Origin of the sequence: Achromobacter sp. 2789STDY5608621, assembly GCF_001299375.1 — a bacterium.
Classification (GTDB): Bacteria; Pseudomonadota; Gammaproteobacteria; order Burkholderiales; family Burkholderiaceae_B; genus Achromobacter; species Achromobacter insuavis.
Genome location: NZ_CYTU01000012.1, coordinates 99,809 through 110,405, shown reverse-complemented (window position 1 = coordinate 110,405; position 10,597 = coordinate 99,809). Strand labels below are relative to the sequence as shown.

10 protein-coding genes and 1 pseudogene are annotated in these 10,597 nt (G+C 60.8%); 4 read left to right on the top strand and 7 right to left on the bottom strand.

Annotated elements, in window-relative coordinates; translation table 11 throughout:
- The 7 genes and pseudogenes from AOZ53_RS14350 to AOZ53_RS14330 form a co-directional block, all read right to left on the bottom strand.
- Positions 1-154, bottom strand: a pseudogene (locus tag AOZ53_RS14350) (ABC transporter ATP-binding protein); the annotation flags it as partial.
- Positions 151-1,308, bottom strand: a complete 1,158-nt coding sequence (locus tag AOZ53_RS14345; RefSeq protein WP_000063629.1) for an MlaE family ABC transporter permease — start codon at positions 1,306-1,308, stop codon at positions 151-153. The gene AOZ53_RS14345 and the pseudogene AOZ53_RS14350, both read right to left, overlap by 4 nt.
- Positions 1,305-1,925: a DUF3313 family protein gene (locus AOZ53_RS14340; RefSeq protein WP_000837791.1), complete on the bottom strand. Its 621-nt coding sequence runs from the start codon at positions 1,923-1,925 to the stop codon at positions 1,305-1,307. The genes AOZ53_RS14345 and AOZ53_RS14340 overlap by 4 nt, the downstream gene beginning before the upstream one ends.
- A gap of 15 nt (positions 1,926-1,940) precedes the next feature.
- Positions 1,941-2,288 (bottom strand): DMT family transporter, encoded by a 348-nt coding sequence (locus tag AOZ53_RS33425; protein ID WP_038421338.1) that lies wholly within the window; start codon positions 2,286-2,288, stop codon positions 1,941-1,943.
- A gap of 80 nt (positions 2,289-2,368) precedes the next feature.
- The gene (locus AOZ53_RS14335) at positions 2,369-5,473 is read right to left on the bottom strand and encodes an efflux RND transporter permease subunit (RefSeq protein WP_003092293.1); all 3,105 of its coding nucleotides are present in this window, start codon (positions 5,471-5,473) and stop codon (positions 2,369-2,371) included.
- Between the two features lie 24 nt (positions 5,474-5,497).
- Complete coding sequence (locus AOZ53_RS33420) at positions 5,498-6,529, bottom strand: efflux RND transporter periplasmic adaptor subunit (protein ID WP_225984323.1); 1,032 nt, start codon at positions 6,527-6,529, stop codon at positions 5,498-5,500.
- 131 nt (positions 6,530-6,660) lie between these two features.
- Entirely contained in the window at positions 6,661-7,302 is a 642-nt protein-coding gene (locus AOZ53_RS14330) for a TetR/AcrR family transcriptional regulator (RefSeq protein ID WP_023093369.1), read from the bottom strand.
- Between the two features lie 100 nt (positions 7,303-7,402).
- On the opposite strand from AOZ53_RS14330, the gene AOZ53_RS14325 reads away from it, so the two are divergent.
- The 4 genes from AOZ53_RS14325 (at position 7,403) to AOZ53_RS14315 (ending at position 10,477) form a co-directional block, all read left to right on the top strand.
- Complete coding sequence (locus AOZ53_RS14325; RefSeq protein WP_000078291.1) at positions 7,403-8,806, top strand: efflux transporter outer membrane subunit; 1,404 nt, start codon at positions 7,403-7,405, stop codon at positions 8,804-8,806.
- A gap of 93 nt (positions 8,807-8,899) precedes the next feature.
- Positions 8,900-9,805 (top strand): LysR family transcriptional regulator, encoded by a 906-nt coding sequence (locus AOZ53_RS14320; RefSeq protein ID WP_000405670.1) that lies wholly within the window; start codon positions 8,900-8,902, stop codon positions 9,803-9,805.
- Positions 9,806-9,837: 32 nt separating this feature from the next.
- The gene (locus AOZ53_RS33415) at positions 9,838-10,101 is read left to right on the top strand and encodes an EexN family lipoprotein (RefSeq protein WP_000717310.1); all 264 of its coding nucleotides are present in this window, start codon (positions 9,838-9,840) and stop codon (positions 10,099-10,101) included.
- Between the two features lie 58 nt (positions 10,102-10,159).
- Positions 10,160-10,477, top strand: a complete 318-nt coding sequence (locus AOZ53_RS14315) for a DMT family transporter (protein ID WP_000539741.1) — start codon at positions 10,160-10,162, stop codon at positions 10,475-10,477.
- Positions 10,478-10,597 lie beyond the last annotated feature (120 nt).

The window sequence follows — 10,597 nt, the reverse complement described above, 5'->3', positions numbered from 1 at the left end:
TGCCTGACCCTCCCACCACGCCAAGGATTTCCCCGCGCCGCACGTCCAGGTCTAGGTCCTGATGGACCTGCTGGGTTCCAAACCTGTTGTCCAGGCCGCGCACTTCAATAGCGTGTCGCACACCGTTGTCGGTGTCTTGCTTCACCGCGCTCACCAGCCCATCTCCATGAAGAACAGTGCAGCGATGGCGTCTATCAGGATCACCATGAAGATTGATTGCACGACACTAGACGTCGTGTGGTCGCCTACCGACTCAGCGCTACCGGCGACCTTGAACCCTTCATGGCAGCCGATAGCGGCGATCATCACCGCGAAGAGCGGGGACTTGCTCATTCCGACAAGAAAATGGCGCACCTCGATTTTTTCCTGCACGATGGCAAGGAACTGTGCGGGAGGAATTTCCAAGCTCAGTGCGCATACGGTGGCGCCGCCCGCAATGCCAGCCAAGATGCCTACTAAGGTGAGCAGTGGCAAGGACACAAGAAGCGCCAGCACGCGTGGCAGCACCAGTAACTCGATGGGGTCGAGCGCGTTGGAGCGAAGCGCATCGATCTCTTCATTTGCCTTCATCGAACCGATTTGGGCGGTGTACGCGCTTGCGGTACGGCCTGCAATCAATATGGCCGGGAGCAGCACTCCGAACTCGCGCATGAACGAGAAGGCGACCAGATGCACCGAGAAGATGCTCGCACCGAAGTTGGCCAGCACCGTTGCTCCCAGGAACGCCACCACCATTCCTACCATGAAGCTCAGTAGCGCCACGATGGGAATGGCGTCCACCGCTGATCGCTGGATTTGAGCGATCACCGAGGTCGCGCGCCAGCGACGCGGGTGACGAACGGTACGGCTCCATGTTTCGATGATCTGGCCCACGAACCCGGCCAGACCAAGACACGCACGACAGCCCTGTTCCAAGGTCAGGCCTATGCGTCCCAGACCGCGGAGCAGAGGATTCCCGCTCACCGCTGCTTTCTCCGTCTTCTGCTGATCGGTAGCAGCGGCGGCCAGCGCTCTCATTAGGGCGAGGCGATCCGAGGACAGATTTGGAGCTGCCTCCGGCCGGTCGAGTATCGAGTCTGGCCCGAGAATTTCCACCAGCAGAGCCGCGCCGGCGGTGTCCAGTCTCTGGACTTGCGTCCAGTCGAGTAAGGGAGTGGCGTACCCCTCGGCATGACTGATGCGGGCGGCGGACACGGATTTTGCCAGACTGGCGTAGTGCTCTATCGTCCAGTCGCCACCCGCCAGCCATTTGTGATCACCGCCGACCATGGCATCCTGCCGGAGCCAAGCCTGTGAAGCGTTGCTCATGGCTGCGTGTCCCGCCAAGCGCTGTCGATGCGCTCGATGCAGTTCGTGATCGCCGCTTTGGCATGACCCAGCAATGTGTACGAACCGGCGAACTCTTTAATGACGTTGCCGCGCTCGAAGCAACTGGCGGCAGCAACCCGGCGTCCCGTCCTTAAATCGACTGCTTCGAACTCTAGGCTGGCACCACCCGTCGTCACGGGTCCAACCAGCAGGGTCGTCATTGCATTGACTGCCCGATTCGGTGTCTGCAGTTCGGTGACCGCTACACGCACCCGAACCTGTCCCGCGCCACCTGGGGGGGCGGGACTTTTGCCTTCCTGGCGTTTCAGTTCGCTCGTCACATGGTCTAGCACTTCGCGCTGCTGCGCGTCATCGAGCCCATCGATGCGACCCGAGGCGGTCTTGATCTGCGCTTCTTCCACCACGACAGCGGCATAACGCTTGGGCTCGAATCCCGCTGCGCGGTACATCAGTACGTTCTCGTATCGTGTCGGCGATAACTTCTCGTAGTCGCCGAGAAATCCGGAGCGCGTCATGCTGTTGGTCGCGCATCCAGAGAGCGCGCCTGCTACGCAAAAAAAGATGCCGCCGCGGATCAATGCAGTTTTGCTCTTCATAATGGGTCTCCTTGATCAAACGAAACTAAGACAGGCAATGCCTGCTGCGATGAGGGCGGTGCCAGACCAGCGCGTTACCGATGCGACATCGCCTAGTAGGAGGGCGCCGACGCCCAAGTTTCCAAGTAGCCCGATTCCTGCCCAGGCTGCAGAGGCCGCGCTGATCGGAATCCGCTTGAGCGCGAACCACAAAAGTGCGCCGCTGGCCGCCATGCACGTCACTGCCACACAGAGGCCGACCCAGCGCATCGGACCGCCCGCCGTGATGGCCCGCAGGCCCAGTGGATAGCCCGCTCCTAGAACCCCTGCGGCAATGACAATCGACCAGGATTTCCAGATCAGCGGATGGGTGCTGAATCGCATAAGCCTAGCGAGACATACGCATGAAGCGTGGGTGCATACGAATTCTGAGAATGCGCAGCACGCGGCGGCTCGCAAGAGACTCATGAGCGATCTCCATGCGCGGTGGCGACACTCAGGTTCCACGGCCCAATTCGCTTGATTCCAAACAGGACTTCGTAAAGCAGCGGAATCAAGCCCAACGTCACCAGCGTTCCGAGTGCCAGCCCACCGATCATCGCGATCGCCATCCCTTTCCATAATGGTCCGGAGAAGAGCATGAGTGGCACCAGTCCCGAAATGCAGGTGACCTTGGTCATCACGATTGGACGAAGCCGTTGTATCGCGGCCCCAACCAAGGCTTCATGGCGTGGCAGGCCTTCCGCTAGCCCCTGGTCGATGCGTTCCAGCAAGAGCACGGCGTTGTTGACAATGATCCCGAACAGGGCCAGTACGCCGAAGGTCGCCATGAAGCTGAAAGGTGTGCCGGTCAGCTTCAGAGCCAATACCACGCCGATAAGCGTGAAAGGGATCGTCGCGAGGATCACACCGAGCTTGCGGAAAGAATTGAACTGCCATACGAACAGCATCAGCATCGCCAGAAATGCGAGGGGCATGTAGGTCGACAGCGCGGCGTTCGATTCGGCGGCTTCCTCGATCTCGCCGCCAAGTTCAACCGAGTAGCCCGCGGGCAGGTCCAGGGCAGCGACGCTAGGCGCCAGGCGGTTGATGATCTCCTGGGCGGTGTAAGAGGTGTTCTGTCCTTGCACGGTGATCGTGCGGATGAGATTGCGCCGTTGGATGACCGAGGGCTCGCTCGCGAGCGATACGTCTGCGACCTGAGCCAGCGTCACCGCTGGACCGCCGTTGGTGGGATAGATGAGCGTCGCGCCTACGTCTGCCGTGCTGCGACGCTCGCTTACGATACTGCGCAGGACGATCGGGACGGAGGTGTCACCGTCGCGAATAACCGAGATCGATCTGCCGCTGTAGCGGACATCCAGCCCGCCAGCGATGTCTTCAGTCGTCACGCCCGCCCGACGCGCGCGGTCCTGGTCGACCCGTACGTCGATGCGGCCAACGCGCGTATCCCAATCGTTCTTGACGTTGATGGTGCCGGGCAGCTTGCGCAGCGCTGCTTCGATTTTGGACGCGGCCCCCAACAATACCTCCTCATCCGGACCGCTGACGCGATAAATGGCAGTCCCTGACTCGGTCGCACCGAGCGAGAAACGCTTGGGCTCGGCGCGCACGTCGCCATGTGCTTGCGCAAAGTAGCTGCGGGTGCGGGCGAGGACGGCGTCGATGTCGCTCTTCGGCTTCAATGTGACAACGAAGTACGCGATGTTCGATGCCGGCAGTGGTGGATTCAGGCTAAGGATGAAGCGCGGGCCACCATCGGCGACGTAGCCGATGTGATCGGAGACTTCTGGATTGATGTTCGTGTCGCCCAGCCAACCACTGATCTGCTTCACGCGGGCGAGCGTTTCGCGCGAGTCGGTACCGGGGGCGAGCTGCACCGGAATCTGGAACTGAAGCCGGTCGGACTTGGGCATGAAATCGTACGGCAGGGTGGTGAAGCCATACAGCGCAATGGCAAGCGCCGCGATCATCGACGCTACATAGACCGCCTTATGGTGGAGCACCCACTCCAGTACGCGCCGGTAGCCACGGTAGAAGCGGGTGTCATAGGCGTCGCCCTGCTCCTGCTTGTGATGGGGTTTGGCGAAGTGGTAGCACAATAGGGGCGTGACAGTCAGGCACAGCAGCCACGAAGCGAACAACGTCAGTGCCAGCACGACCACGAGATTGTGCAGATACTCGCTCGTGGCGTTCTGGCCAAAAAAGAACGGCGAGAACACGATCACGATCACGAGCGAGGACGTGAGCAGCGGAATGGCGAGCGTGCGGCCCGCCTCGAGGCAGGCATGCTTACGATCTTCGCCACCGGCCAGGCGGCGTTCGATGTCTTCGGCAATCACAATGCCGTTGTCCACCAACAAGCCGAGCGCAATGATGATGGCGCCCATCGAGACGTTCTGAAGCTCGATGTTCATCGCGCGCATGACGATGAGTGCACTGAGGATCGTCAACGGCACGATCATGCCCACGATGATCCCGGTGCGCCAACCGAGAAATAGCACGACGACACCGAGGACGACGATGATCGTCTCCATCATGACGTGGTTCATTTTGCCCATCTCGTGCTTGACGACATCGGCCTGGAAAGTGACGTATGACAGATCGAAACCCGCCGGCAGCAGCTTCTCCTGGTCTGCAACCCGTGCTTTGAGCGCTTTTCCGAACTGCTCCACGTTCTGACCGGAGGCCATCGAAACCGCCATGACGACAGCGGGCTGGCCTTTGTAGATGGCAGCAGATTCCGGCGGATCGGCTGGCCGCACACTCACCTGCGCCAGTTCACCCAATGCGATCGTCGGCACGGGCGCCGTACTACTTTGCGGTCGTGGCAGCGCGATCGGCATTGCTCGCAGGGAGGGAGCGTCACGCACTTCGCCACTGACCGCCAAGGTTGCATTGATGCCGCCGACAACAATTTGTCCACCCGAAGCGACGACGTTCTGTTTGACGAGTTGGTCGATCACCCCCTGTGGTGTCAGCTCCAATCGCGCGAGCCTAGGCCGATCGAATTCGAGATAGACGCGCTCTTCCTGCAGGCCGTAGAAAGTGATGCGCTCAATACCAGGCACGGTGTACAGGCGGTCGCGCATCTGCTTGAGCGCGACGCGCATCTCGCTCATGGAGTAACCTGGTGCAGTGACCGCAATCGAGGCAACCGCGACGCGGCCGAAGTCTTCGTCGACGAAAGGCCCCATCGTGCTCTGTGGTAAGGCATCCTTCGAATCGGCGACCTTGGCCCGGACGCGCTGCCAGATCGGTGCCAAGTCGGTGTAGCGGTCCCAGATCGTGACCTGGATCATGGCGCTGCCTGCGCGCACGGTGCTCGTCACGCGCTTGACCTCTGCCAGTTCGCGCAAGCGCTCCTCGATCGGCCGGGCAATGAGTTGCTCAACGCGTTCGGCGGGCAGCCCCGGGTTCAACGCCGTGACCATCGCATCGCGGACCGTGACAGTCGGCTCCTCCTGAGAAGGAAAATTCAGGAAGGTCGCGATGCCGGCGACGAAAATGATGAGCGCTACAAAGTAGGTAAGTCGACTGGCGCGCAGCGCCATCTCGGTGATCTTCATGATGAAGTAACCTGGTGGATCGCGTTAGCGCTTGGTCAATTGAGTGGTGGCTTCCAGTGGTGTCACTGGCTGTCCATCGGTGAGCCATCCTCCTCCGGCGGCAACCACCGTCTCGCCGGGCTTGAGTCCAGCGAGGACGCGCGCGCTGTCTCCTTCCTGTACCGGCGTGAAGCGCACCGCGCGACGGTGCACCTTCTTATCTTCAGGGGTGTAGACGAAGACGGAAGCCTCGCCCGGCTTCGTGCCGAGCACCAGCGAGGCATAAGGTATGGATACAGTCTCGGGCCGAGAGGTCTTGGAGGTTGCCGCAGGTGCGTCGAGCACGACCTGTACGGGAATACCTGGCCGAAGTGCGCGCGCTTGCGCGTTATCTTCAGGCACTAGCACCACGGGTAGGAGCGAGCCATTTTCGGCGCGCAGACCGACACGACGTACCACCGCTCGGATTGGTTGTTCGGCTCCGCTCCAGCTCAGTTCTGCGCGTTGGCCGACATCTATGTGAGGTGCCTGTGTAGTAGACGCGTTCGCGATGATCTCAGTGCCACTGCGCACGCCGTCGACCTGAAATACCGGCGCACCAGCAGCAATGTCGGTGAACGCCAAAGCCAGCTTTTCCGCCACGACACCATCGAAAGGAGCGACGATCATCGTGCCACGTTGTGCTCGTTCGGCCAGGCCAAGCGCCGCCTTGGCAGTGCGCGCTTGACCCTCTGCGACCGCTAGCTGCGCCTTCGCGCTCTCGAACGCAGCAGGGGAGATGACTTCGCTTTCGAGCAACCGGCGCTGTTGATCTGTCTGTACACGTCGATCCATCAGGCCGGCTTCGGCGGCCGCCAGGGATGCTTGCGCTTGTGTCACGCGAAGCCGGTCAGGTTGCGCATCAAGTTCTGCCAGGACTTGGCCGCGGGAGAACCGTTCACCCACGTCGACGTTCAACTTGGCGATCCGTCCTCCTGTTTCAAATCCTAGGATGCTGCGCTCGGTTGCTCGCGCCGAGCCAGTCAATTCGATGCGAGAGCTATGCGGGAGATCCGACTGCGCGGCGGCGAGCTTCACTGCGCGCGGAGGCTCGGATACGGTGGATTGCGAGTTTCCGCACCCTGAGAGCAGAGTCGAAATGGATAGTGTGCAAGCAACCGCCAAGGAGCGCGGTGCGCACGCGGTCATGACACCGCTACGGACGCGACTCATGTGCGTCCTTTTGCCGGGACAAGTTCGAGATGGCCCGAGGCGAGATCCTGGAGCGCCCGAAAGAAATGCCGCCGCTCTGCGGGTGCGAGTATTGGCAAACCCAGAAGATCGGCGAACAGGGCGCCATCCAATGCCAGCATGATGAGTGCCGCGGTCTCGGTGCCACGCGGGGATCGACGCACGCGTTCGTACTGCACGCGGTACCACTCGCGCAGTGGGTCGAGAAGTGTTGGATCTTCCGCAGCTGCCGCGAGCAGCGCTGCGCCCATCTTCTGCATCTCGTCGTCGGGCATCGCTTCCACCTGGCTCGACAGCCAGGGGTCCGGATCTCCGGCAAACCTGCGCTCGTGATTGGCTTGTACCGCGTCGAACGCCCGGATCATCTCGTCGATCAGTGTCACGAACAAATCGCGTTTGGTCTTGAAGTGATAGAGAAACGCCCCTTTGCTCAACCCGGCCCGCACAACGACGGCGTCCAGTGTCAAGCGACTGGCACCTTCCTCCAGCACCAGTTCGCGGGCGGCCTGCAGGATGCGGTCGCGAGTTCGCTGGGCTCCTTGCTGGAGGCCGGGCTGCGCATCGGCGCTGCTATGGGCAGTGGACGGGGGGGGCAACTTTGTTTTCGCGCGGGGCGGCATGGTCGTGCTCCAAAAAAGCTTGAGTCATATACAGTCCAGACGGTATAGTAGAAGCCATACAACAGTCCGTCAAGACTTTTTCGGAACGCAAGGAGCTGCCATGTCTCAAATTCTTGAACGCTATCGCCTCATTGCCATGATTTCTCCGCTACTGCTTCTTGCGGCCTGCAGCCATGCCCCGCACTCTGCCGATCCACCTCGCCTGGATGTACCGGCCCATTTCTCAAATGAAGAGGGAGGTGAAGGCATCTTGGACAAATCGTCCCGCCGTACTCTTCCCGTCGATTGGTGGACGGCCTACGGCGATCCGCACCTCAATGCCTTGGTCCGGGCGGCGCTGGAGCGCAATACCGAACTGACGATTGCGCGAGCGCGCGTGGACGAGGCATCGGCCGCCACGCGGCGAGCACGGGCCTCCCTGCTCCCCTCGTTGTCCGCGGGCACGCAGGCAACTCGAGGACGCGACTATTCAGAGAACGTTGCAATCGGCAATGATGGCCGCGCCACGTTGTCCGCATCGTGGGAGGCAGACCTGTCGGGACGGCTTTCGCAGGCAGCAGAAGGTGCGCGCCTGGATGCGGTGGCAGCCGAACAAGCGTGGGTTGCCACGCGGTGGCAGGTCGCGTTTGAAACAGTGTCGGCGGCTGTGCAGCAGCGCCAAGCCAGTGAGCTCGAAGCGCTAGCCGCGGCGCGGCTGGCATCCGCAGAACGACTCGTCTTGCTGATGCAACGGAAGTTCGAGGCCGGACAAGCTACCGGCTTCGACATCGAGCGTACCCGCGCCGGCGTCGTCGCACTGCGCGTGGAGCAAGAGCAACTGCGGCGTGCGCGCGGCGAGGCGACGCATGCACTCGATGTACTAGTGGGACAAACGCCCGGAGCGCCTGCAGCTTCCCCAACTCTTGCGTCGCTCGCCGTCCCGGACTGGACACCGACACGCATACCTGCGGACCTGCTGAGTGAGCGGCCCGACGTGCGCGCCGCCGAAGCGAAGTTCGCCGCCGAAACCGCGCGCTGGAACGCAGCCGAAGGCGAACGCTTCCCCAGGCTGGTGTTGGACCTGAGCGGCGGACGGCAGCGCGTAGAGAGTGTGGGAACCCGCATCACTGGAAACATTTTTTCACTTGGGGCCGGGGTGTCGTTGCCGATCTTCGATGGTGGCGCGATCCGTGCCGGCATCGAGACCGGAGAGGCGCGCAGCCGAGCTGCCCGTGCGGAGTTCGAGCGCACTTTGTTGAGTGCTTTGCAGGACGTAGAGAACGCATATCTCGGTTGGCATACGCAGCACGCAGCACTGGAGCATCAGGCCGAGGGTGTCGCAGTCGCGGAGCGTCAGCTCGATCGCAGCCGACGTCTGTTCGAGGCGGGACAAGTGGACGCCACGGTGGTGGCCGAGGCTGAGGCCGGGGTGCTGTCAGCGCAGGCTTCGCTGATCCGCACGCGGGCCGAGACAGCCATGCAATGGGGCGTCCTGGCAAAAGCATTATCCGGCTCTCCTGTTTGATCGCAGAAACATGCTGGAGCAGCTTGCGAAGGCTAGCTAAATAGCGTGACGCAAGGCGAAGGTGGTGAGGCCTGAGTGATGAGGAATGCGAACATGGAAATTCGACACCTGCGCTACTTTCTGGCGGTGGCAGAGGAGCTGCACTTTGCCCGAGCCGCAGAGCGCCTCCACATAGAGACATCGCCGCTGTCGCGCGCCATCAAGGAACTTGAGGAAGAGTTGGGCGTAGCGCTATTTGCGAGAACCACTCGGAGCACCCGCTTGACTCGTGCGGGCAGGCTCTTCTTTGAGAGCGTGCCGCGTGTCTTCGCAGCTTTGCAGCAGGCGCGCGACAGTGTGAACGCCGCAGCCAATGGCTTTCATTGCCAGCTCCGTATTGCATTGTCTGATGGAATCACGCCATCGCGCCTGCCTGCGTTGTTGGCGCTCTGCCGGCAGGAAGAGCCGGAAGTGGAAGTTCGCTTCTTCGAGGTGCCTTTGGCACAGCAAATCAAGGGATTGTGTGGCGAACTGTACGATCTCGGCTTCGCTCAATCGGATGAAGTCGGCGAAGGCATCATCGCCGTGCCGGTGTGGAGTGACCCTCTGATGGTAGCTGTGCCCGCACGGCACCCCTTGCTATCCCACAAACAGATTCCCCTAGAAGAGCTGTTGCGGTATCCGCTGGTGCTCTGCGACGCGGTGGCGTGTGAGGGCCATGCTCGGCAAGTTGAACGGGTGCTACGTCGCGTGGACATAGAGCCACTGATTGCCGAACGCGTGACTTCCAGCGATCTAATGATGGTCCTGGTTTCGGCGGGACTTGCACTAGGCCTCACAGGAGGCGCGCATATCACAGCCAGCAGGGAACAGGGGGTGGTCGCACGGCCGCTGACTGGACGTTCGCCAATGCTCACGACCTATCTACTACGGCCGGCCAGCGAGCCGTCAGAAATGCTGACTCGCTTCATGGAACGCGTTCATTCGATCAAATCTCCAGATGCCAAAGGTCGGCGGTAAACCATCACACAATCTCCCAAAGAAAATTAACCATGAAGAAGATTGCTCTCATATTGCTTTCCTCGACATTGGCAGCCTGCAGCCCATCTGGGAAACCAGATAAAGCCAACCTTCCGACAGTCGATGAATTAGCGCTCAATCCTGAGCGTCTGAAAGAGTTGCGCAAGCAATGCAAGTTGGATCGACCAATGCTGGGCGACCAACTATGTAACCGGGTTGCCGAGGCTACGCGAAAGCGCTTTTACGAAGATGGCGATGTGCCCCACACCACGCCTAAAGAGCCGCCGAAGTTCTAAGCTGGTGGTCATGCCGGAGTATGTATGCCGGATATGAAAAATTTGAAGGAGAATCGCAATGGGTTGGATCTATCTTGTTTTGGCTGGATTGTTTGAAATCGGATGGCCGGTCGGGCTGAAAATGGCGCAAGAGCCAACATCGCGTTGGAGTGGGGTCGCAGTAGCCGTCTCTTTCATGACAATTAGCGGCGCCTTCCTATGGCTTGCTCAGCGTCAGATACCGATTGGGACTGCTTATGCGGTGTGGACGGGTATCGGAGCGGCGGGAACTTTCTTAGTCGGAATTCATTTCTATGGCGACCCAACCTCCCTGATGCGATACCTTGGCGTGGCGTTGATCATCCTGGGCGTTATCACGCTCAAGTTATCGAGTTGATCGCTAGCTCCATTGGTAGCGTAGTCGCTAGGCGACCCAGCTCCCAGAGTGGATCGGGCGCTGGGAACTCGTACGGTCACCTCCTCTCTCTAGTCGCTATGTGACGAGCTTGCCGGCGCC

Coding starts and splice junctions, on each gene's coding strand:
- AOZ53_RS14345 (WP_000063629.1), bottom strand. CDS start 1,308: ATGAGCAACGCTTCACAGGCTTGGCTCCGGCAGGATGCCATGGTCGGC.
- AOZ53_RS14340 (WP_000837791.1), bottom strand. CDS start 1,925: ATGAAGAGCAAAACTGCATTGATCCGCGGCGGCATCTTTTTTTGCGTA.
- AOZ53_RS33425 (WP_038421338.1), bottom strand. CDS start 2,288: ATGCGATTCAGCACCCATCCGCTGATCTGGAAATCCTGGTCGATTGTC.
- AOZ53_RS14335 (WP_003092293.1), bottom strand. CDS start 5,473: ATGAAGATCACCGAGATGGCGCTGCGCGCCAGTCGACTTACCTACTTT.
- AOZ53_RS14330 (WP_023093369.1), bottom strand. CDS start 7,302: ATGCCGCCCCGCGCGAAAACAAAGTTGCCCCCCCCGTCCACTGCCCAT.
- AOZ53_RS14325 (WP_000078291.1), top strand. CDS start 7,403: ATGTCTCAAATTCTTGAACGCTATCGCCTCATTGCCATGATTTCTCCG.
- AOZ53_RS14320 (WP_000405670.1), top strand. CDS start 8,900: ATGGAAATTCGACACCTGCGCTACTTTCTGGCGGTGGCAGAGGAGCTG.
- AOZ53_RS33415 (WP_000717310.1), top strand. CDS start 9,838: ATGAAGAAGATTGCTCTCATATTGCTTTCCTCGACATTGGCAGCCTGC.
- AOZ53_RS14315 (WP_000539741.1), top strand. CDS start 10,160: ATGGGTTGGATCTATCTTGTTTTGGCTGGATTGTTTGAAATCGGATGG.